At 68.6% G+C, this 20704-nt stretch carries 18 protein-coding genes and 1 pseudogene; 9 read left to right on the top strand and 10 right to left on the bottom strand.

What is annotated here, in order from left to right:
* The first annotated feature begins 102 nt into the window (after window positions 1–102).
* From NSQ78_RS12930 to NSQ78_RS12895, 8 genes and pseudogenes are all read left to right on the top strand, one after another.
* A complete protein-coding gene (locus NSQ78_RS12930; protein WP_064238707.1) occupies window positions 103–1299 on the top strand; it encodes an MFS transporter in 1197 nt (398 codons plus the stop codon).
* The gene (locus NSQ78_RS12925; RefSeq protein WP_308306472.1) at window positions 1296–2489 is read left to right on the top strand and encodes an isochorismate synthase; all 1194 of its coding nucleotides are present in this window, start codon (window positions 1296–1298) and stop codon (window positions 2487–2489) included. Before NSQ78_RS12930 ends, NSQ78_RS12925 begins: the two co-directional genes overlap by 4 nt.
* The gene (locus tag NSQ78_RS12920) at window positions 2486–4138 is read left to right on the top strand and encodes an AMP-binding protein (RefSeq protein WP_064238705.1); all 1653 of its coding nucleotides are present in this window, start codon (window positions 2486–2488) and stop codon (window positions 4136–4138) included. The genes NSQ78_RS12925 and NSQ78_RS12920 overlap by 4 nt, the downstream gene beginning before the upstream one ends.
* Window positions 4138–4770 carry an isochorismatase family protein gene (locus NSQ78_RS12915; RefSeq protein WP_064238704.1) on the top strand — a complete coding sequence of 211 codons (633 nt, stop codon included), beginning with the start codon at window positions 4138–4140 and terminating at the stop codon, window positions 4768–4770. Before NSQ78_RS12920 ends, NSQ78_RS12915 begins: the two co-directional genes overlap by 1 nt.
* Window positions 4770–5027 carry a phosphopantetheine-binding protein gene (locus NSQ78_RS12910; RefSeq protein ID WP_064238703.1) on the top strand — a complete coding sequence of 86 codons (258 nt, stop codon included), beginning with the start codon at window positions 4770–4772 and terminating at the stop codon, window positions 5025–5027. Before NSQ78_RS12915 ends, NSQ78_RS12910 begins: the two co-directional genes overlap by 1 nt.
* Window positions 5024–8914 (top strand): enterobactin synthase subunit F, encoded by a 3891-nt coding sequence (locus NSQ78_RS12905; RefSeq protein WP_149901799.1) that lies wholly within the window; start codon window positions 5024–5026, stop codon window positions 8912–8914. Before NSQ78_RS12910 ends, NSQ78_RS12905 begins: the two co-directional genes overlap by 4 nt.
* Window positions 8905–9663, top strand: a complete 759-nt coding sequence (locus NSQ78_RS12900; RefSeq protein ID WP_064238701.1) for a 2,3-dihydro-2,3-dihydroxybenzoate dehydrogenase — start codon at window positions 8905–8907, stop codon at window positions 9661–9663. Before NSQ78_RS12905 ends, NSQ78_RS12900 begins: the two co-directional genes overlap by 10 nt.
* Before the next feature lie 148 nt (window positions 9664–9811).
* A pseudogene (locus NSQ78_RS12895) lies at window positions 9812–10258 on the top strand (transposase).
* A 161-nt stretch (window positions 10259–10419) separates the two neighbouring features.
* On the opposite strand, the gene NSQ78_RS12890 reads toward NSQ78_RS12895, so the two are convergent.
* The 4 genes from NSQ78_RS12890 to NSQ78_RS12875 are packed head-to-tail and all read right to left on the bottom strand — an operon-like array spanning window position 10420 to window position 14341.
* Window positions 10420–10788, bottom strand: a complete 369-nt coding sequence (locus NSQ78_RS12890; protein WP_049469554.1) for a DUF2894 domain-containing protein — start codon at window positions 10786–10788, stop codon at window positions 10420–10422.
* A complete protein-coding gene (locus NSQ78_RS12885) occupies window positions 10778–11416 on the bottom strand; it encodes an OmpA family protein (protein ID WP_049469557.1) in 639 nt (212 codons plus the stop codon). Before NSQ78_RS12885 ends, NSQ78_RS12890 begins: the two co-directional genes overlap by 11 nt.
* A complete protein-coding gene (locus NSQ78_RS12880) occupies window positions 11413–13677 on the bottom strand; it encodes a DUF802 domain-containing protein (RefSeq protein ID WP_064238700.1) in 2265 nt (754 codons plus the stop codon). Before NSQ78_RS12880 ends, NSQ78_RS12885 begins: the two co-directional genes overlap by 4 nt.
* Before the next feature lie 10 nt (window positions 13678–13687).
* Window positions 13688–14341 carry a DUF3348 family protein gene (locus NSQ78_RS12875; RefSeq protein ID WP_049469560.1) on the bottom strand — a complete coding sequence of 218 codons (654 nt, stop codon included), beginning with the start codon at window positions 14339–14341 and terminating at the stop codon, window positions 13688–13690.
* Window positions 14342–14486: 145 nt separating this feature from the next.
* Here NSQ78_RS12875 and NSQ78_RS12870 point away from each other — a divergent pair, with 145 nt between their 5' ends.
* A complete protein-coding gene (locus NSQ78_RS12870) occupies window positions 14487–15410 on the top strand; it encodes a M14 family metallocarboxypeptidase (protein WP_064238699.1) in 924 nt (307 codons plus the stop codon).
* Here the strand turns inward: NSQ78_RS12870 and NSQ78_RS12865 are convergent.
* The 6 genes from NSQ78_RS12865 to NSQ78_RS12840 form a co-directional block, all read right to left on the bottom strand.
* Window positions 15314–17122: a phosphoethanolamine--lipid A transferase gene (locus tag NSQ78_RS12865; protein ID WP_064238698.1), complete on the bottom strand. Its 1809-nt coding sequence runs from the start codon at window positions 17120–17122 to the stop codon at window positions 15314–15316. The two genes, NSQ78_RS12870 and NSQ78_RS12865, sit on opposite strands and share 97 nt — an antisense overlap.
* 73 nt (window positions 17123–17195) lie before the next feature.
* Window positions 17196–17582: a diacylglycerol kinase gene (locus tag NSQ78_RS12860; protein ID WP_049469570.1), complete on the bottom strand. Its 387-nt coding sequence runs from the start codon at window positions 17580–17582 to the stop codon at window positions 17196–17198.
* Window positions 17583–17640: 58 nt separating this feature from the next.
* Window positions 17641–18882, bottom strand: coding sequence for a HAMP domain-containing sensor histidine kinase (locus NSQ78_RS12855; RefSeq protein ID WP_064238697.1), 1242 nt, complete (start codon window positions 18880–18882; stop codon window positions 17641–17643).
* On the bottom strand, window positions 18879–19553 hold the full coding sequence (locus tag NSQ78_RS12850; protein ID WP_064238696.1) for a response regulator transcription factor: 675 nt from the start codon (window positions 19551–19553) through the stop codon (window positions 18879–18881). The genes NSQ78_RS12855 and NSQ78_RS12850 overlap by 4 nt, the downstream gene beginning before the upstream one ends.
* 104 nt (window positions 19554–19657) lie before the next feature.
* A complete protein-coding gene (locus NSQ78_RS12845; protein ID WP_064238695.1) occupies window positions 19658–20191 on the bottom strand; it encodes a nuclear transport factor 2 family protein in 534 nt (177 codons plus the stop codon).
* A 68-nt stretch (window positions 20192–20259) separates the two neighbouring features.
* Window positions 20260–20607 (bottom strand): RcnB family protein, encoded by a 348-nt coding sequence (locus NSQ78_RS12840; protein ID WP_019659905.1) that lies wholly within the window; start codon window positions 20605–20607, stop codon window positions 20260–20262.
* Between the last annotated feature and the right edge of the window lie 97 nt (window positions 20608–20704).

Genomic DNA, 20704 nt, shown 5'->3' with positions numbered 1-20704 from the left:
GAGCCGTTATCATTTGAGGACGGCGTCCGGTCCTGAGCAGGGCCGGCGCCGGGCGGGGCGCAGGTGCGCCCGGCGATCCCTTCCTGTTACGGCTGGTGTTCCATGCACGCACGTCCCGTCGTTCCCGGCTTGCCGGCGCTGGTGTTGGCCGCCCTGATCGGCACCATGGCGATGATGTCCTTTGTCGCCGTGATTGGCCCGGTGGTCCGCATGCTCGGCCTGTCCGAGTGGCATGCCGGACTGTCGGTCACCGCCGCGGGCGTGTTGTGGATGCTGGCCGCGCGCCCCTGGGGCCAGCTCAGCGACCGCATCGGCCGCAAGCGCGTGCTGACACTGGCGATGAGCGCCTACACCGTGGTCTACATCGCGCTGGCGGTGTTCATCGATGTTGCCCTGCAGGCGGTGCCGCCGGTACTGGTATCGGTGCTGGTGCTGGTCGGTGCGCGAGGCCTGATCGGCCTGTTCTACGCGGCGGTGCCGCCTACCGCAGCGGCACTGATTGCCGACAAGGCACCGACCGGCCAACGTGCGAAATTCCTCGCCCGCCTGGGCAGCGCCAATGCGCTGGGCATGGTGCTCGGCCCGGCCACTGCCGGCTGGCTTGCCTATACCAACCTTTCGCTGGCGCTGTACGTGGCCGCGTTGCTGCCGTTGCTGGCACTGGCATTGCTGGCCTGGCGGCTGCCAGCGACGCCGCCGGTGGTAGGTGCTTCCCTGCAGCGCCGCGCGCCGATGAGCCGCCTCGACCCGCGCCTGCGCCTGCCGCAGCTGGCGGCGTTCATCGCCATGGTCTCGGTCACCATCGCGCAGGTCACGGTCGGCTTCTTCGCGATTGATCGGCTGGGCCTGGATGCCGCCGCTGGTGCACGCATGGCAGGCATTGCACTTACCGCCGTCGGCGTCGGCCTGATCCTGGCGCAGGCGCTGGTGATGAAGCTGGAGGTCCATCCACGCCGCTGGATCGTCCTCGGCGCGCTGATTTCCGGCATGGGCTTTGCTTCGGTGGCGGGCGTGCAGCAGGGCTGGCAGTTGCCGGCGGCCTATGCGCTGGCCGCGTTCGGCATGGGCTTCGTGTTCCCCTCGTTCCAGGCGCTGGCCGCCGACGCGGTGGAAGCGCATGAGCAGGGCGCTGCGGCAGGCACGGTCGCTGCCGCGCAGGGGCTGGGCATGGTGGCCGGGCCGATGCTCGGCACGCTGTTGTATCGCGGCGGGCCCAGCCTGCCATATCTGCTGGTCGGCGCGTTGCTGCTGTTGCTGTGCGCGCTGGCTGCAGTGCATCGGATGAAGGAGACCCCATGAACGATTCCCTGATCCAGGGCACGTGGCCGGAGGCTGCGCCCGCGCCGCAGGAAGGCACCGACGACGCGTCGCTGTTCCTGCTGCAGCACGCCGGCCAGCACGTGCACGCACGCGGTTGCCGCGCCACGCTGCCGGCCGGTGCACTGGCGACGCTCGGAGAGCGCGTTTCGGCCTTCTTCGCGCATCAGCGTGGCGGCCCGGGCCTGCTGGTCGGTGCGGTGCCATTCGAACCGCGTGCCGACGACGCGCTGTACCAGCCCGAGCGCCTGCTGCCAGCCCTGCCGTTGCCGCCGCAGGCCGCGCCGGCGCTGGAGGGTGCCCTGCAGGCCGAGCCCGCGCCCGAGGCATACGCGGCGTCGGTGGCGGCTGCGGTGCAGGTACTGCGCGCGCCCGGACTGGACCTGCAGAAGGTGGTGCTGGCGCGCAGCCTGCTGGCACGCACGCGGCAGTCACTTTCCCCCGAGGTGCTGCTGGCACGCCTGGGCGCGGATCCTTCGGTGGCGACCTACGCGGTGCCGTTGCCGGTGGCGCCGGGGCAGGCGCCCGCCTGGCTGGTGGGCGCGACGCCGGAACTGCTGCTGCGCAAGCGTGGCGCCGAGCTGTTGTCGCACCCGCTGGCGGGCTCCGCGCGGCGCAGCATCGATGCCGCCGAGGACGAGCGGGCCGCGCAGGCGTTGCTGGCCTCGACCAAGGACCACGACGAGCACCGCCATGTGGTCGAGGCCATCGTCGACGGCCTGGCGCCGTACTGCAGCCACATCGATGCGCAGCCGCGCCCAGCGCTGCATGCCACCGCCAGCATGTGGCATCTGGGTACCCGCATCCATGCCACCCTGAAGGATCCGCAGGCATCGGCGGCCGCGCTGCTGGCGCAGCTGCATCCCACGCCGGCCGTCTGCGGTACGCCGCGGTTGGCGGCACTGCAGCGCATCGGCGAACTGGAACCGGTACCGCGCGGCTTCTATGCCGGCGCCGTGGGCTGGTTGGACGCGCAGGGTGACGGCGACTGGTACGTGGCGATCCGCTGCGCGCGCCTGCAGGGCACGCAGCTGCGCCTGTTTGCCGGCGCCGGCATCGTCGCCGAGTCGCAACCCGAGGCCGAGGTGGCCGAAACCGCAGCGAAGTTCGCTGCCCTGTTGAACGCGCTGGGTGTCCATGCATTCGCGTCCACCAACGAGCCTGCCGCATGAGTACCTCCGCTGACTTTTCCCGCCTGCCACTGCAGCAGGTGTGGCCCGACGCGCTGGTGGCGCGTTATCGCGAAGCCGGTCACTGGCGTGGCGAGACGTTCCCGGCGTTCCTGCGCGAACGTGCAGAACGCTATGCCGACGACATCGCAGTGGTCGCCGGTGATGTTCGCCTGAGCTACGCGCAGCTATGGCACGAGGCCGGGCGCATCGGTGCCGGCCTGCTGGCCCTCGGCCTGCAGCCTGGCGAACGGGTGCTGGTGCAGCTGGGCAACACCGCAGGCTTCATCACCACGGTCTGCGGCCTGTTCCGGGCCGGCCTGGTGCCGGTGTACGCGCTGCCGGCGCACCGCATCACCGAGCTGGCGCACTTCGCCAACAAGGCCGAAGCCAGTGCCTACATCACCACGGCACTGCACGATGGCTTCGATCATCGCGGGCTGGCGCGGGCACTACAGGCCGAGGTCCCGGCAGTGCGCCATGTGGTGATCGACGGCGATGCGGCGGAGTTCTTCGCGCTGGAGGCGCTGCAGGGTGACCGCAGCCAGCTGCCGCCCGATCCGGACCCGCAGTCGGTGGCGTTCCTGCAGATTTCCGGTGGTAGTACCGGGCTGTCCAAGCTGATTCCGCGTACCCACGACGACTACATCTACTCGTTCCGTGCCAGCAATGACCTCTGCGGCATCAACCGCGACAGCGTCTATCTGGTCGCGCTGCCGGCCGCGCACAATTTCCCGATGAGCTCGCCCGGCTTCTTCGGCGCGCTGTATGCCGGCGCCCGCGTGGTGCTCAGTCCCGGCCCCGGTCCGGATGCGGCCTTCCCGTTGATCGCCCGCGAGAAGGTGACCTGCTGTGGGCTGGTGCCGCCCCTGGCGCTGCTGTGGGCACAGGCCGCCGCCAGCAGCAGGCATGACCTGTCCAGCCTGCAGGTACTGCAGGTAGGCGGGGCCAAACTGGTCCCGGAAGCCGCACGCCGGGTGATCGAAGGCCTTGGCTGCACGCTGCAGCAGGTGTTCGGCATGGCCGAAGGCCTGGTCAACTACACGCGGCTGGATGATCCGGAAGAATTGATCGTGGCCTGCCAGGGCCGGCCGATCAGCCCGGATGACGAAGTGCGCGTGGTCGATGACCATGACCAGCCGGTGGCCGAAGGCGAGGTGGGGCATCTGCTCACCCGTGGCCCGTACACGATCCGTGGCTACCACAACGATGCGGTGGCCAATGCCCGCTCGTTCACCGACGACGGCTTCTATCGCACCGGCGACCGCGTGCAGGAGCTGCCCGGGGGCTACCTGGTGGTGCAGGGCCGCGCCGGTGACCACATCAACCGCGCGGGCGAGAAGATCTCCGCCGAAGAGATCGAAGACCACCTGTTGGCCCACCCCGGCGTGTTCGACGCCGCCGTGGTCTCCATTCCCGATGAGTACCTGGGCGAGCGCAGCTGTGCCTTCGTGATTCCGCAGGGCGAGCCATTCAAGGCGCCGGCGCTGAAGGCGTGGATGCGCGGGCGCGGTCTGGCTGCGTTCAAGGTGCCCGACCAGATCGTGTTCGTCGACAGTTTCAATACCACGGCGGTCGGCAAGATCAGCCGCCGCGAACTGCGCGCGCAACTGCGTGCGCGTCATCTGCAACAGACAGGAGGAACGCGCTGATGGCGCTGCCCCGTATCACCGACTATCCCTTGCCGACCGCCGCCGAACTACCGCAGGCGCGTGGCCCGTGGCGCCCGCAGCGCGATCGTGTGGCTTTGCTGGTGCACGACATGCAACGCTTCTTCCTGGCGGCATTCGACGCCGGCAGCACGCCCTTGCGGCCGGCGGTGGACAACATCGTGCGCCTGCTGGCGCACTGCCGCGCGCAGGGCATTCCGGTGTTCTACACCGCCCAGCATGGCGACCAGGACCGGCGTGACCGTGGCCTGCAGGCCGACCTGTGGGGACCGGGCATGCGTCGCAGCGCCGACCATGAGCCGATCATCGAGGCGCTGGCGCCGCAGCCGGGCGAGCATGTGCTGGTCAAGCATCGCTATAGCGCCTTCCAGCGCAGCAACCTGGAGACGCTGATGCGGGTACGTGGGCGTGACCAGCTGCTGGTGACCGGCGTGTACGCCCATATCGGCTGTACCGCGACCGTGGTCGAGGCCTTCCAGCGTGACATCGAGGCCTTCATCGCCGCCGATGCGGTGGCGGACTTCTCGCGCGCCGACCACGATCAGGCGCTGCACTGGATCGCGCGCACCTGCGGTGTGCCGATGACCACCGATCAGCTGCTGGAGGTGCTGTGATGACGGCCACCGGTGAGGTGCTGGATCTGGAGCGGATGCGCGCCGACGTCGCGCGCGTGCTGGAGTGCACGCCGGCCGAGATCGGTGACGACGACAACCTGATCGACCTGGACCTCGACTCGATGCGCATGCTCGGCCTGGTTCTGGCCTGGGGCAACACCGGCCTGCCGCTGGAATTCTGGCAGTTGGCCGAGCACACCACGCTGCGCCAGTGGTGGGGCGTGGTGCAGCACCTGCAGGCCGCGCAGCACGCATGAACGCCGTCGCGCTGGCCACGCCGGTGGCGCTGACCGAGGCCCAGGCCGGACTGTGGTTCGCACAGCGGCTGGCGCCGGGCAATCCGTCGTTCAATACCGCGCACGCGGTGTGGATCGACGGCCCGCTCGACGTGGCCGCATTCGTTGCAGCGGCAGACCAGGCTGCCGTCGAGGCCCAGGCCTTCGCGCTGCGCTTTGCCGAGGGCGCCGATGGCCAGCCGCTGCAGTGGCATGATCCGGCACACGTGCCGTTGCTTTCGGTGCGCGATGTGTCCACCGAGGCGGATCCCGCCGCTGCGGCACGCAACCTGATGCACGCCGACCGGCTGAGCCCGGTCGATCCCACCCGGGACCGGATCAGCCAGCAGGTACTGTTCGATCTGGGGGGCCTGCGCTGGGTCTGGTACCTGCGCGTGCATCATCTGGCGGCCGATGGTTACGGCATGGCGCTGTTTACTGATCGGGTGTGCGCGCTGTATGCCGGTCGTACCGGTGAGTCACTGCCGGGGCTGGCGGGCGTGCTGGCCGATGATGCCGCGTATCGCGCCGACCCGCGCCGCGCGCAGGCCGGACAGTGGTGGCGTGCGCACATGCAGGGCGCACCGGCAGGCGTAGGCCTGGCCGGCACGCTCGCGGCCAGTGACGACGCGCTGCGCTGGGTGCAGCCGCTCGATGCGGCCTTCCGTGAGCCGTTGCTGCAGGCGTCGGCACGTTGGCTGCAGCCCTGGCCGGATGTGCTGGCCGCGCTGGCGGCCGAGTACCTGCGGCGGATGAGCGCTGCCGATGAAGTGGTACTGGGCGTGCCCTACATGGGGCGGCTCGGCAACGCGTCGGCGCGGGTGCCGGCGATGGTGATGAACGTGTTGCCGCTGCGCGTAGCGGCCGGCGAGGGCAGCGTCGAGGCCTTCACCCTCGGCCTGGGCCGGCAGCTCAGCCAGGGTCGCAAGCACGGCCGTTACCGCGGTGAGCAGCTGCGCCGGGACCTGGGCCTGGTCGGCGCGCAGCAGCGCCTGCACGGTCCGTTGGTGAATGTGCAGCCGTTCTACAAGCCGCTGGCGCTGACCGGCGTGCAGGCGACGCTGGAGGTGCTGTGCACCGGGCCGGTGGATGATCTGACACTTGGGTTCCGTGGCGATGGCCAGCACCTTCTCGATCTGGAGATCGAGGCCAATCCCGCGCTGTACAGCCGTGAGGAGGTCGAGGCGCACGCGGCGCGGCTGCTGCATTTCGTGTCGGCGGCATTGCAGGCTGACGATATCGCCGCCGTGCCCCTGGCGACGCCCGCGGAGGCGCTGCAGCTGCTGCAGGGTTTCAATGCCACTGCGCACGCGCTGCCGGAGACCACCCTGGTCGAGCTGCTGCAACAGGGCATGGACCGCGACCCGCACGCGCCGGCGCTGGTGTTCGGCGATACGACGCTGGATTACGCGACGCTGGAAGCGCGCAGTTTCGCGCTGGCGGCACAGCTGCGGGCAATGGATGTCGGCCCGGACAGCGTGGTGGCGGTGGCATTGCCGCGCTCGCTGGAGCTGGTGATCGCGCTGGTCGCGGTGCTGCGTGCAGGCGCGGCCTATCTTCCGCTGGACCTTGCCCATCCCGACGAGCGGCTGGGGCGTATTCTTGCGTCGGCACAGCCGGTGTGTGTACTGGCTGCGGCGGACGTAGCGACGCGCGTGGCCGGCGTGCCAGTGCTGGCGCCGGAGCAGTGGACCGCGCTGAGCTTCGCCGCGCCGTGGGCCGATCCGGCGCCCAGCGATGCGGCCTATGTGATCTACACCTCCGGTTCGACCGGCGAGCCCAAGGGCGTGGTCGTCGAACACCGCGCGATCGTCAACCGCCTGCTGTGGATGCGCGAGCACTACGGCATCGGCGCCGATGACCGCGTGCTGCAGAAGACCCCGGCGACCTTCGATGTCTCGGTCTGGGAGTTCTTCCTGCCGCTGCTGTGCGGGGCCACCCTGGTGGTCGCTGGGCCGGACGCGCACCGCGATCCCACTGAACTGGCATGCTTGATCCGTGGCCATGGCATCACCACGGCGCATTTCGTGCCGTCGATGCTCGACGCTTTCCTCGCGGCACCCGCCTCTGAAGGCCTGGCGCTGCGCCGGGTATTCACCAGTGGCGAGGCGCTGGACGCTGCGTTGCGCGACCGCCTCCATGCGCGCGTGCACGCTGAACTGCACAACCTGTATGGCCCGACCGAGGCCGCAGTGGATGTCAGCTACTGGCCGGCGTCGGCGCAGGATCGCTCGCGGCCGGTGCCGATCGGGTTCCCGGTCTGGAACACCCGCCTGTACGTGCTGGATGCCCGGATGCAGCCGGTGCCGGTCGGTGTGGCCGGTGACCTTTACCTGGGCGGCGTGCAGTTGGCACGCGGCTATCTTGGTCGCGACGATCTGACCGCCGAGCGCTTCCTTGAAGATCCTTTCCTGGCGGGCGAGCGCATCTACCGCACCGGCGACCTCGCGCGCTGGCGCCACGATGGCGCGGTCGAGTACCTGGGCCGCAGCGACCACCAGGTGAAGCTGCGTGGCCTGCGCATCGAGCTGGGCGAGATCGAGGCGGCACTGCGCGAACTGCCGGGCATGGAGCGCGTGGAAGTGCTGCTGCGCCAGGATGCGCCCGGCGATGCTCGCCTGGTGGCCTATGTGCCCGTGGCGCTTGCCGACGCGGTAGTGCTGCGCAGCCACTTGGCCACGCGCGTGCCGGATTACATGGTGCCCTCGGCGTTTGTGGGCGTGGAACACTGGCCGGTGACCGCCAACGGCAAGCTCGACCGCAACGCATTGCCGAAGCCCCCGCAGCATGAAGTCGCTGGACTGGCACCACGCACACCGTTGGAACAGGAACTGGCGTTGCTGTTTGCCCAGGCACTGGGGCGTGAAGCGCCGGTGGCGGTGGATGCGGATTTCTTCAGTCTCGGCGGTGACTCGCTGTCGGCGGTGCACCTGCTGCTGGCCATCGAGCAGCGCTGGCGCTGCGATCTGGGCCTGGGCGCCTTGTTCGCGCAGCCCACCGTGGCCGCGTTGGCGGTTCGCATTGCCGAGCCGCCCGCGCTGGCCGATCACGCACTGGGGCCGGTGATCGCGCTGGCCGCGACCGACGCTGCCGGACCCACGCCGCTGTTCGTGCTGCACCCGGCCGGTGGCATCGCCTGGAACTACCGCAGCCTGGCCCGGGCACTGCAACCCGCCCGCCCGGTGTATGGCCTGCAGTCGCCGGCACTGGACGCGCGGCTGCCACTGCCGAGCAGCATCGAGGCGATGGCCAACGACTACGTACAGCGCGTGGTCGCACTGCAGCCGAAGGGGCCGGTGCATCTACTGGGCTGGTCGGTGGGCGGCATCCTCGCCCAGGCGATGGCGGTGCGCCTGCATGAGATCGGCCGCGACGTCGGCGAACTGGTGCTGCTGGATGCCTATCCCAGCGAGTGCTGGCGGGCCGAGCCGGAACCGGATGCCATCGCCGCACTGCGGGCACTGCTCGCGATCGCCGGCCACGATCCGGATGCGCATCCGGAACTGGACAGCCGTGAACGCATTCTCGCGTTCCTGCGTCGCGGCGGTAGTGCACTGGGCAGCCTGCCGGATGTGGTGCTCGACGGCGTGGTGCGCGCGGTGACCGGTACCAATCGGCTGATCCGCGAACACATCCACCAACCGTTCGACGGCACCCTGGTGCACGTCCGCGCGGGCCGGGATCACCAGGCGCGGCCACAGCTGCAGTCGGCGCTGTGGCGGACGCACGCACGCAAGGTGCAGGCGCTGGAACTGCCGTTCCTGCATGCCGAGCTGACCGGCCGCGACGCGGTGGCGCAGCTGGCACCGTGGTTGTCGACGCGGTTGCGCCACTGGGACGAGCAACAGGAGACCGCAACATGCAATTGACCGGTTTTGAAGGTCGCGTGGCACTGGTGACCGGTGCCGCCGGAGGCATCGGCGAGGCACTGGTACGGCTGTTGGTCGAGGCCGGTTGCATCGTGGTGGCGACTGATCGCGAGGCGCCGCGCGTGGCCGATAGCCGGGTGACGTCGCTCGCACTTGATGTAGCCAACAGCGCCGCAGTGGACGCCTTGGTGGATCAGGTCGAGTCCAGCATCGGGCCGATCATGCTGGCCGCCAGCGTGGCCGGCGTGCTGCACGTGGGCCGCGTCGCCGAGACCGGCGACGCCGACTGGCGCCGGGTGTTCGCGGTCAACGCCGATGGCGTGTTCCACGTAGGGCGTGCCTTGGCGCGGGTGATGTCGCCGCGCCGGCGGGGCGCGATCGTTACCGTCAGCTCGAATGCAGCCGGCGTGCCGCGGCACGGCATGGCCACCTATGCGGCATCCAAGGCCGCCGCCACCATGTTCACCCGCTGCCTCGGGCTGGAACTGGCGCCGCTGGGCATCCGCTGCAACATCGTCGCCCCGGGCTCGACGTTGACCCCGATGCAGACCGGCATGTGGCAGGACGAGCACGGTGCCGAGCGGGTGATCGCCGGCAGCCCGGAGATCTACAAGGCCGGCATCCCACTGCGCAAACTCGCCACCCCGGAGGATATCGCCCATTCGGTGATGTTCCTGCTCTCCGACCAGGCCGGGCATGTGGCGATGAGCGATCTGTACGTGGACGGCGGCGCCACCCTGCGCGGCTGAGGTCCGTTAGTGCCGGCCGCTGGCCGGCAACCACAGCCCCGGTAGTGCCGGCCGCTGGCCGGCAACCTCATTCAACTTCAGACATCTCCCAACCCCCATCGAGGCTTGGCCTGACAGCCAACGCCCAATGATCAACCCACCATGGCGCATGAGCAGCCATCGCCTCCGCCTGGGCCGTCACTCGATCATCGGCCAGGCCTATGTCCTGACAACCACGACCCACCAGCGCCGCCGGCTCTTTGAAAGCGAAGCTGCAGCAGCATGTGTGATCGACCAGTTCCATTACATCGAACGGCGCGGGCTCGTACGGTCACACACATGGGTCGTCATGCCGGATCACGTCCACTGGATGTTCGAGCTGCGTGCAGCTCACCTTCCAGACGTCGCGCGCCGGATGAAATCGTCGAGTGCACTTGCCCTGAATCGCCTGGCGGGCCATCGAAGTACGGTGTGGTAGCCCGGCTACTTCGATCATGCAGTTAGGACCGAAGAGTCGCTGGCGCGGCAGGCGCTGTACATTCTGGGGAATCCGGTGCGCGCCGGTATTGCCGGGCAGATTGGCGAGTATCCGTATGCGTGGTCGGCCTGGATGTGATGCCGGCCAGCGGCCGGCACTACCACAGCAGAACCGAAGCGCCGCGCAGATCGCGTTCCGGCGCACAGAGCACCCGCGATGGTAGTGCCGGCCGGTAACAACCACATGACCCGCGCAGAGATGCGTGGCTGTAAGCCACCAGCGGCACTACCAATCAATGTTCAGCGCGGCTTGCGTGTCCGTTTCGGCTTTGCGGTATCACCGCCGCTGGCGGCGCCATCCTGCAGTGCCTGCAGCCAGGACAACGTGTCCACGTAGTCGATGAAGTGGCGCAGGTAGCCGGGGCTGGTGGCCTGCATCGTGTCCAGCATGCGCTGCACCAGCACCGCCGAGTTCAGCGGGCCGCCGTCGGCGGGGGCTTCGGTGCGCAGCGAGCGGCGCACCTGCAGTTCGCTGCGCAGCTCCGACCACTCGCGCTGCACCTGCTGCAGCATCGGCACCTGCGGGTAATGCGGCAGCGAGCGCGACCCCGCATCGAGATCACGCACCAGTGCGCGCAGGCCCTCCAGTGCTGGCGGCTTACTTGGCATCCGCGACCTTGGGCTTGGGAATCGGCGCGATCTCGACGCGACGGTTGCGCGCTCGGCCTTCCTCATTGGCATTGGAACTGACCGGCTGCTCGCTGCCGAATGCGGCGGCGAACACGGCGTCGGCCGGCACGCCATCGGCGATGAGCGTACGCGTCACGGTCAGCGATCGCTGCGCGGACAGCTCCCAGTTGTCGGCGAAACGACGATTGCCTTCGCGCACCGGCGCGTCATCGGTGAAGCCGCTGACCATCAGGATTTCCTCGCGGCTGCCCAGGTAGGCGGCCAGCGGCGCGGCCAGGCTGCGCAGCAGCTCCTGGCCTTCGGGTTGCAGCTGGTCGGAGTTCAGCGCGAACAGTACGCTGCCGCTGATGCCGATGCGGCCATCCACCAGCGTCACGCGGCCGGCGGCCAGCGGTCCAGCCAGCGCCTGTTCCAGCGTCTGCAGGCGCTTGGCTTCGGCCTGGCGCTGTTTCACTTCCTGGTCCAGCCGCTGCGACAGCTCCAGCTGCACCGCGACCACGCCGACCAGGATCAGCACGAACGCGCCCAGCAGTACCGACATCAGGTCGCCGAAGGCGGCCCAGATCGGGGCGTGCGAACCGCCGTCGACCTCCAGCTCGTCGCTCATGCGCTGCCGGCCTTGCCGCGGCGCGCGGCCAGCTGCTGCAGTTCTTCCATCACCTGTTTCTGCGACAGCAGGCTGAGGTCGACCACTTCGCGCGCCTGCGCCACGTAGTAGGCCAGCTGTTCATCGCTGCGGGCCAGCGAGGCATCCAGGGCGCCACCGATCTCTTCCAGGCGGCCGGACAACGCGGTGGCGGCGGCGCCGAACTGCGCGACGGCTTCGCCGAAGGTGCCGGCCAGCTGGCCCACTTCGGCAGCGCTGCCGTTGAGCGCGGCAGCGATGCCGTCCAGCTTGCCGGTCTCGGCAGCGATATGGTCGGTGAAGCGGTTGCCGACGCGTTCCAGCAACTCGGCCGAGCCACCGACCAGCGCGTCCACGGCGGTGCGCTGTTCGTGCGAAGCATGGTTGACCGCATCGAGCAGCGTCTGCACGGTGGCCAGCAGGCGGCCGCGTTCTTCCAGCATTGCGTTGTCGCGCACCAGGCTCTCGGACAGCGTGCTGCGCAGCTCGTTGATGACATCGGCGGCAGCCTTCGGCGCGGCCGCGGCGGTCTGCAGGAGGGTAGACACCTCGGCCAGCGTGGCACTGGCCTGCGCGCGACCGTTCTCGCCGATCTGCTGTGCGGTGGCGGCCAGCGTGTCGCAGACCTGCAGCTGCTGCGCGGCCAGGCGTTCGCCGTTGGCCTGCAGGCGTGCGGCCAGCTCGGTGGAAACTTGCTGCAAGGTATCGCTCCAGCGCTGCAGGCGCTGTTCGTCGCCGGCCTGCAGTTGCGCCTGCAGGGTGGCGTGGGCCTGCTGCAGTTCGGCACTGACCGCATCCCAGCGCGCCTGGCGCTGCTGCTCGCGGCTGTCCAGGCTGGCCTGCAGCTCGGCGTGCGCGGTGGCGACGGCGGCCTGCGCGGCCTGCCACTCCTGCGAGCGCTGCTGCTCGTGGTCCTGCAGCAGGGACTGGCTGGCGCTGTGGTGCTGGGCCAGTGCCTGCAGCAACGCCTGCGCGTGCTCGTCCAGCTGCTGGCCGGCTGCGAGCAGCGCCTGCTGCTGGCGCTCGACCAGCGCGGCGTTCAGGGCCCGCTGCTGCTCGGCGGCGGCGCGCAAGGCCTCTGCATTGCCCTGTGCATCGGCCTGCAGGCGCTCGCCGATGCGCGCCACCAGCGCTTCGGCGTGCGTGCCCTGGCTATCGTTGAAGGATTGCAGGTGCTGGCGCAGTTCGCTGACCAGCGACTGCTGTGCCTGTGTCTGCTCGCCCAGGACCTTGGCCCAGCTGGACTCGGTTGCGACGCGGCTGCGCTCGAAACCCTCGCTCAAGCCGGCCAGCTGCTGCTGCACGGCCCGCTCGACACGGGCGTGCAGTGCTTCGCCGTGCTCGGCCAGGCCGGCCAGCGTGGTTTCGGCCATCGGCTGCAGTGCGCCACCGATGGCAGCGGCACTGGCTTCAGCACCCTCGCGCAGCGACTGCTGCAGCGACAGGGCCAGGCGTTCCTGCAGGGCCTGGCTCTGGGCCAGGAATTCTGCCTGGCCGGCCAGCAGACGCTCATTGGCGGCCGCGCTGTGCTGTTCAAAGGTGCTGGTCATCGCCTGCAGGCGGTCGACCAGCGCCGGCAGCGCCGCGGACTGTGCCTGCAGCAGGCGCAGCGATTCGGCGCGCTGCCAGGCCTGCGAATACGGGTGCAGGTCGCCAGCAATGGCGCGGTCCAGCTGCTGCACGGCCTGCAGGCGGTCGCGGCGCAGCAGGGCGGCCAACAGGCCGAGCATGGCCGAGCTGGCCACGCCCGCGATCGAGGTACCGAATGCCACCGCCAGGCCCTGCACCGGCGAGGCCAGCGAGCCGCGGATGGCGGCCATGTCGGTGGCGCTCTGCAGGGCCAGGCCGGTGCCACGTAGCGTGTCCATCATGCCCAGCAGGGTGCCGAGCATGCCCAGCAGCACCAGCAGGCCGACCAGGTAGGGGGTCAGCACGGGTGCGGGCAGAGCAGTGCGCTCGCCCTCCACGCGCAGGCGCACGGCGTTGCGCAGGCCCAGCGGCACGCGTTCCAGCCAGGCGGCAAGGCTCTCCTTCGCGCTGGACAGGTCGCTCAGTGCGCTGCGCAGGCCGTTGCTGGCCTGGCGGTAGCGGTACAGCTCCACGCCGCCGGCGATGTAGCAGGCCGCGATGATCGCCGCCACCGCTGCACCCAGCGGATGCACCGAAACGTAGCCGATGCCGATCCAGCACACGGCCAGCAGGCCGACAAGGAAAACAACGACATGGAAAGCAGTTCTGGACATGGTGTTCCGGTCAGTGGGAGCGCAGGGCGGCTTGCAGCCCTTCGATCGGGTGGAAGCGCAGCTGCAGCTCGGCAAGCAGCAGCGTGCGCATGTCATGGCGGAAGGCCGCGCGCCAGCCGGGCTGGCCGTGAACGCGGTCAAAACGGGCGCCGAGCACGGCCGGCGCCGTGGCCAGCAGGCTGTGCTCGCGCGGGGTGAGGGTCTGTTCCATCACCGCATCGACCTCGGCCAGCCGCGCCAGCTCCGGCGAAACCTGCACGAGCTGGTCGCGCAGGCGGCCGCGCAGGCGCCCGGTGGCGGTCTGGATGGCCTGCTGCAGCACCCGGTAGCGCTGGCGCAGCGAGGCAAAGTTGGGTGCAGCGGCGGCTTCGGCCAGGTCCAGCAGGCGCTCGGCCTCGGCATCCTCGCTGATCGAGGCCCGCAGGCTGGCGTGGGCGTGGGCGCAGTCGGCCAGCACATCGTCGACCGCTTCGCTGGCCTCGCCCGGCTCGGGCAGGCGTCCGCCCAGCGCCCCGGACAGGGCCACGGCACGGCTCCAGTCCACCCACTGGCCGAGGCGATCGGTCAGGGCGGGACTGGTGGCCGGCATCGCGCCGTCGCTGAGACGGGCGAGCAGGCGGAGGAACTCCGGTCCACCCAGGACCGGCTGCGCTGCGTTCGCCATCAAGGGGTGAGGGGCCAAAAACCGTTGATTTTACAACCAGATGAACCCGGCTGGATGAAGGCGCGGCCGGGGCAGGGCACCCGCAGGCGCGACAGGGCTTAGAATGTCCGGCTGCACCCATCCCGTTCGACCCCTGGAGTACCCCATGACTGTTGCGCAGTTCTACCCGATCGGCACCCCCGGACAGCCCTGGGGCGACGCGGAACGCGCACAGTGGCGGGCGCGCCAGCAGCGCCAGCGCAGCTACCAGGAGGATGTGGTGGCGGCCCTTGAGCGGCTGGACGACAGCGTCTTCGACGTGATCCAGTACGGCCAGCTGGACTATGCGCCGGACCACTACCCGCTGTTCGCGGTGGTCAACCATGACTGGAACCCGGCGCTGCCGACCGCGCTGATCACCGGCGGCGTGCACGGCTATGAGACCAGCGGCGTGCACGGTGCCCTGCAGTTCCTGGAACAGCAGGCCGAGCGCTATCTGGGCCGGCTGAACCTGATCGTGGCGCCGTGCGTCAGCCCTTGGGGCTACGAGCGAATCCAGCGCTGGAACCCGGATGCGATCGATCCCAACCGCAGCTTCCGTGATGGCGGCCAGATCGAGGAAGCGGCGGCGCTGATGCGCTGGGTGGCCGAGCGCAAGCCGAACCTGCTGGTGCACCTGGACCTGCACGAGACCACCGACAGCGACCTGCACGAGTTCGATCCGGCCCGCTGCGCCCGCGACGGCAAGCCGTTCGAGCGTGACACCATTCCGGACGGCTTCTACGTGATCGGCAACAGCGAGGATCCGCAGGCCGAGTTCCAGAAGGCCCTGATCGCCGCGGTCGCGCCCATCACCCATATCGCTCCGGCCGACGCCGAGGGCAACCTGGTCGGCCTGCCGTTGCAGTCGCCGGGCGTGGTCTGGGGTGAGTCGCGTTCGATCGGTGCCTGCGCCGGCTTCACCGATGCGCGCTTTGCCACCACCACCGAGGTCTACCCGGACAGCCCGCGCACCAACCCGCAGGAATGCAACGACGCCCAGGTGGCGGCGGTGTGCGCCGGCCTGGATTTCGCCCTGGCCGCACAGTAACGCGCCACGTTCCGGGCGGTGACCGGCATCAGCCGGTGCCGCTCTGCCGGCGCAGTGGCAAGTGGCGCGTCGGTCGTCGCCCGGCAGCCGGCGAACACATCGCGTTCGCGCTGGTATACGGCGCTGCTGACACCGAACAGGCCCAGCAGGGAATGGAACACGTTGTCATGGCTGTACGCGCGGTGCAGCGCATTCCCGCGCAGGCAGCCCATGTCCAGGCCCGCGTTGCGGCTGAATTCCGTTGAGAACCACATCACCATCGGCACCTGGGTCTGTTCGCGCGGGGCGATGAAGTAAGGCGTGCCATGCAGGTACATGCCGCGTTCGCCGAGTGACTCACCATGGTCGGAGACATAGATCAGCGCAACGTCGCGGTGGTCCGAATAGCCCCGCAGCAGGTCGATGGTCTCCGCCAGCACCCGGTCGGTATGCACCAGGGTGTTGTCATACGTGTTGACCAGTGCCTCGTTGCTGCAGTGCTGGATCTGGTTGCTGTCGCAGGTCGGGCTGAAGGCCCGCGACGCTGCGGGATACCGTTCAAAGTAGGTCGGCCCATGGCTGCCGAGTTGATGCAGCACGACCAGGGCATCGCCGTGGATGCCGTCGATGCGTGCGCCTAGCTGATGCAGCAGCACGTCGTCGTAGCAGGTGCCGTCGGTGTTGACGCACTGGCCGGCCACCTTGAGTGCAGGCATGTCCTCGGTCGGTACGCGCTCGCACACGCCCTTGCAGCCGCCATTGTTGTTGTTGCGCCAGAGCACGCCGACGCCGGTACGCTGCAGGATGTCGAGCACGTTCTCCTCGGTCGCCGCGCGGACGTCGTCGTATTGCTGGCGGGTCATCTGCGAGAACATGCACGGCACCGAGATGGCCGTTGCGGTGCCACACGAGGAGACATCATTGAAGCTGATGACGCCGTCGCTGCGCGACAGCCGCGGGTTGGTCGCGCGCGGGTAGCCGTTCAGCTGGAAGTTCTGTGACCGTGCGGTTTCACCGACCACCATGACCACCAGCCTGGGCCGTGGTCCCGCGGTGCGCCGTGCGTCCGTGGCGATCCAGCGCAGCGGTTGCTCGCGGGTGCTGTAGAGGCTTTTCAGGTAGCCGTGGGTATGGCGCAGCACGTTCAACGGCAGCACCTGGTCACGGATGTAGCGGTTGTTGCGCAGCAGTGAGGAATAGTCCTTGTAGAACGCAAAGCCGATCACCAGCAGCACCACCAACGACGCCAGGACATTGGCCGGCCACACCAGCAGGGAACGCAGCGAGGCCGCTCGGCGCGTGGTGCGCAGCAGGACCAGCGCGGTGGCCGGCAGCACGCCCAGCGCCAGCAGCGTGAGCAGCAGCGGCAGCGAGAGATAGGCGTTCAGTTCGGCCTGATTGGTTTCGAACACGTTCTGCACCATGCTGCGGTCGATCAGCACGTTGTAGTGCAGCATGAAGTAGCTGCACGCGGCGCTGACGACGACCAGCACCACCAGCAGCGGCTTGTGCACGAAGGGGAGTGCCAGCAACGGCGTCAGCAGCAGGTTGAACAGGCAGAACAGCAGCGGCGGCAGGCTGGCCAGGAACAGCACGCTGCGCAGGCTGTTGAGGTCGATCAGCCCCCATAGCGTCTTCCAGAGGGCGATGTTTCCAATCGTGGCGAAGAACAGTGCGGCGGCCCAGACCAGAACGATCGGATGGGGCCGTGGGAAACGGAGGCATTGACGCACGAGCAGGTTCCGCGGAACAGGAGTGCGCGCAGTATCGAAACGGCTTTATCAGGAAGTTGTCAGGATTGCCGGGCTAGCCAAGCAGGATCACGCCCCACACCGCACCGACCATCAACAACGCGGTGGTCTGCGCGGCGCTGCCCATGTCCTTGGCGTTCTTGGACAGCGGATGCTGCTCCAGCGAGATGCGATCAACCACGGCCTCAATCGCGGAATTCAGCAGTTCCACCAGAAGGCTGATGAAACAGACCGCCAGCACCAGCGCCCGCTCGACCGTGCTGATGTCCAGCACGAACGCGGCCGCCATCAGCAGTGCGTGCAGCAGCAACAACTGGCGGAATGCCGCCTCGCCGCGAAAGGTGGCGATGAAGCCATCGCGCGAATGGATGAGGGTGTGGAAGACGCGGCTCAGTCCGGTCTTGCCGTGCGGGTACTTGCCGCTGTCCTTGGGGTGCTGCATGCCGTATCCAGAGCGGGGGAGCAACCCCGAGCATGTGCAGCCGGATGTCAGGAATCCGTCAGATGCGGGGGCAGGGCCAGCGCAGGGTGAACCGGCACCCCTGCCCGGTGGATTCCACGGTCATCGTCCAGCCCAGATGCTCGACGATCCGCTGCACGATCGACAGCCCCAGCCCTTCGCCACTGTGCACGCCACTGGGCACGAAGCGCTGGAACTGCCGTGGATCGATGCTGGAGGGCAGGCCGGGCCCGGTGTCAGCGACGATGAGCGCGTTGCCGTGGAGGGTGATCCGCACTTCGCCGTTTTCGGTGTACTGGCAGGCGTTGCGCAGCAGATTCCACAGGATGCTGTGCGCCAGATCCGCGTTGGTGACCAGCACGGCGTCATGCCGGGCATCAAACGCAACGATCACGGGCTTGCCAGAAAGCCAAGGCTGGCAGCGCTCCATGCAGGCTTCGATCAACGGGCGCAGGGCCACTTCATTGTGTGGCACGGTGCCGGGGGCGCGCGAGAGCAGCAGCAGGCAGGACAGCTGGCGCTGCATCTCCTGGGTGGTGCGCAGGATGCGCTCGGCGCTGGGAACCACGTGGCTGTCGGGCGGCAACTGGCAGGCCAGCGTCTCGGCAGCACCACCGATGATGGCCAAGGGCGTGCGCAGCTCGTGGCTGGCGTCGCCGCTGAAGCACTGTTCGCGCTGCAGGAACCGTTCGAGCTCGTCACTATGGCGGGCAAAGGCGCGCGCGAGCACGCCGATCTCATCGCGTGCGTCCTGGTAGGGAAAGGGCTTGTGGCCGTCCTGCACCGCATCGGCCAATCTGGTGATGGGCGCGATGACGTGGGTCGCGACCTTGCGGCCGATCAGGAAGGCACCGAGCACGCAGATCGAAATGACCAGCGCGGCGAAGGCATTGATCAGATGTTCCAGATAGGCATAGTGCGCTGCGTCCTGCAGCAGGTAGTAGCGCTGGCCGCCGCTGTCGAAGACGCTCAGGTGCCACTCGTTGGGCGCCTCTTCGCCGTGATGGCCCGGGCCGTACTGGCGCAGCACAGCGGGCACGTCATCGGCATCGTACAACCGGGTCCCCGCTGGCAGGGCGGGGCGTTGGCCCCGGGCCAGCGCGGCCTGCAGCCGCTGCACTTCGCTGTGCTGGGTCCGCGCAACGACGGCGGCCCGGACCTGGTCGTAGTCGACCTGCTCGGCCAGCACGATGAACCCCATGGCACCGGCCATCAACAGCACGAACGAGATCGTGATGCGAGTGCGCAGGCTCAGGCGGCGGTAGAGGGACGCAGGGCTCACGCCTGCATGCGCCAGCCGACGCTGTGTACCGTGGTGATCAGCGCGGTGTCGAAGCTGCGGTCCACCAGCAGGCGCAGCTCATGGATGTGGGTTCGCAGCGCGCCGCTGTCCGGTGGTTCGTCGCCCCAGACCAGATACTCCATCTCCTGCTTGCGGACCACCGCGGGCGCCGCACGCATCAGGCACATCAGCAGCTTGTGCGACGTGGGCGTCAGCGCGATGCAACGGCCTTGCCGCCAGGCCTGTGGTGAGCGCGTGTCCACCTGCAGGTCCTTCCACGCCAGCACGCTGTCGACCTGGCGGCCCTGCGCGCGTCGTACCAGGGCCTTGATCCGCGCGTCCAGTTCCTTCAGCGAGCACGGCTTGACCAGGTAGTCATCCGCGCCCAGGGCGAGGCCCTGCACCCGGTCATCCACCGGGTCGCGCGCGGTCAGCATCAGGATCGGCACCGGGTTCTGGAACTCCTGGCGCAGCTTATGGCACAGCGTCATGCCGTCCAGGCGCGGCAGCATCAGGTCCAGCAGGATGGCGTCGTAGTCGTGCTGCGTGGCCCGGCGCAGTCCGCTGGCGCCGTCGCGGGCGTCGTCCAGCACGTAGCCCAGCGGTTCAAAGAAGGCATACAGGTTGGCAACCAGCTCGGGGTTGTCTTCGATGATCAGCAGGCGGGTCATGGCATGCGTCCTTGCGCGTGGCCGAACTCTGCCCGATCACTGGCTGATTGCCAATGCGCTGGCTGAATGGATCGCAATCGGCGCTCGGCGCCATCCAGCGGCGTTCACTCGGCCGGGCTGCGTGAATCGCGGATCGAATAGACCACCGAAAAGATCTTCCAGCCTTGTTCGGTGCGGATCAGCTGCCACATTTCCTTGCCCCAGTTAGTCTTCACCCCATCGTCGTGGAAGCTGTAGTCGAACGACACCGAGGCCACATCGCCATCCGTCTCGATCTTCGTGTTGGAGAATGTCTCTTCTTTCGGCTTCGGCGAGGCCACCGCCCCGTCGATCAGTGCGATGAAGTTGTTGGCCGGAATCTGCCGTGCCTTGATCGCATCGGGCTTGGCCCTGCGGATGTCCTGCAGGCGCACATCCTCGGAAACGTACTGCCAGCCGATGTCTTCCGGTTTATCAGAGAAGAACAGGCTCATGTAGGTCGGCTTGTCCTTGTTGATCAGCGAGGTGCGGAAGGATTCGACCACCTGTTTGATCGCCGCTACATCAGCCGGTGATGGGCGCTGGCTTGCCTGGGCGGGCAGGCCTGCGACGAGGCCAACAATGAGAAACGCGCTCTGGAATCCGCTGGTTCGGATCATTCATGTCGGCCGCAGTGTGGAGGGAGCGCGCCGTGGCCACAACAACAGGGCCCCGGCGCGCTCCGTATTCAACGATGCAGGGCGTCGACGATCAAGCCGGTGGCGATCTCCACCAACAGGTACTCGTTGTCGGACTGGCGCACCCAGCGCCGGTCGCGGCCCGGCTCCCGCAGGTGATAGCGCGCGTAATCGTCTACCCAGTAGCGGCGGTCCACTTCGGCCCACGGCAGGCGCTCGCCACGACGCCAGGCCTTCTTCTGCCAACCCGGCGGCGGCGCATCGCGGTGGTGCGGGCCGCCTGCGTGCGGCGGCGGGCCGTTGCCGCGGGCATGGTGCGGCGGATCGGCGAAGGCGGGCGCTACGGCGAGTGCTGCGGCCGAGCCCACGGCAATGGCAAGAAGACGTATGGATGTCATCGGGATGCCTCCGTCATGGCCGCGATATGCGGCGCTGTGAGCGCGAATATAGGGCAGGCCGTGTGAATGAATACGGGTGTGGACAGGGCTTTCATGA

Origin of the sequence: Stenotrophomonas sp. FSL W7-1447 (assembly GCF_037966425.1) — a bacterium.
Classification (GTDB): domain Bacteria; phylum Pseudomonadota; class Gammaproteobacteria; order Xanthomonadales; family Xanthomonadaceae; genus Stenotrophomonas; species Stenotrophomonas pavanii.
Note: the sequence above shows the minus strand (reverse complement) of the source record. Positions and strands in the feature narration are given on the sequence as shown.

Bases quoted from the DNA above. Each gene is read 5' to 3' on its own strand.
- NSQ78_RS12930 (WP_064238707.1), top strand. From the start codon at position 103: ATGCACGCACGTCCCGTCGTTCCCGGCTTGCCGGCGCTGGTGTTGGCC.
- NSQ78_RS12925 (WP_308306472.1), top strand. From the start codon at position 1,296: ATGAACGATTCCCTGATCCAGGGCACGTGGCCGGAGGCTGCGCCCGCG.
- NSQ78_RS12920 (WP_064238705.1), top strand. From the start codon at position 2,486: ATGAGTACCTCCGCTGACTTTTCCCGCCTGCCACTGCAGCAGGTGTGG.
- NSQ78_RS12915 (WP_064238704.1), top strand. From the start codon at position 4,138: ATGGCGCTGCCCCGTATCACCGACTATCCCTTGCCGACCGCCGCCGAA.
- NSQ78_RS12910 (WP_064238703.1), top strand. From the start codon at position 4,770: ATGACGGCCACCGGTGAGGTGCTGGATCTGGAGCGGATGCGCGCCGAC.
- NSQ78_RS12905 (WP_149901799.1), top strand. From the start codon at position 5,024: ATGAACGCCGTCGCGCTGGCCACGCCGGTGGCGCTGACCGAGGCCCAG.
- NSQ78_RS12900 (WP_064238701.1), top strand. From the start codon at position 8,905: ATGCAATTGACCGGTTTTGAAGGTCGCGTGGCACTGGTGACCGGTGCC.
- NSQ78_RS12890 (WP_049469554.1), bottom strand. From the start codon at position 10,788: ATGCCAAGTAAGCCGCCAGCACTGGAGGGCCTGCGCGCACTGGTGCGT.
- NSQ78_RS12885 (WP_049469557.1), bottom strand. From the start codon at position 11,416: ATGAGCGACGAGCTGGAGGTCGACGGCGGTTCGCACGCCCCGATCTGG.
- NSQ78_RS12880 (WP_064238700.1), bottom strand. From the start codon at position 13,677: ATGTCCAGAACTGCTTTCCATGTCGTTGTTTTCCTTGTCGGCCTGCTG.
- NSQ78_RS12875 (WP_049469560.1), bottom strand. From the start codon at position 14,341: ATGGCGAACGCAGCGCAGCCGGTCCTGGGTGGACCGGAGTTCCTCCGC.
- NSQ78_RS12870 (WP_064238699.1), top strand. From the start codon at position 14,487: ATGACTGTTGCGCAGTTCTACCCGATCGGCACCCCCGGACAGCCCTGG.
- NSQ78_RS12860 (WP_049469570.1), bottom strand. From the start codon at position 17,582: ATGCAGCACCCCAAGGACAGCGGCAAGTACCCGCACGGCAAGACCGGA.
- NSQ78_RS12850 (WP_064238696.1), bottom strand. From the start codon at position 19,553: ATGACCCGCCTGCTGATCATCGAAGACAACCCCGAGCTGGTTGCCAAC.
- NSQ78_RS12845 (WP_064238695.1), bottom strand. From the start codon at position 20,191: ATGATCCGAACCAGCGGATTCCAGAGCGCGTTTCTCATTGTTGGCCTC.
- NSQ78_RS12840 (WP_019659905.1), bottom strand. From the start codon at position 20,607: ATGACATCCATACGTCTTCTTGCCATTGCCGTGGGCTCGGCCGCAGCA.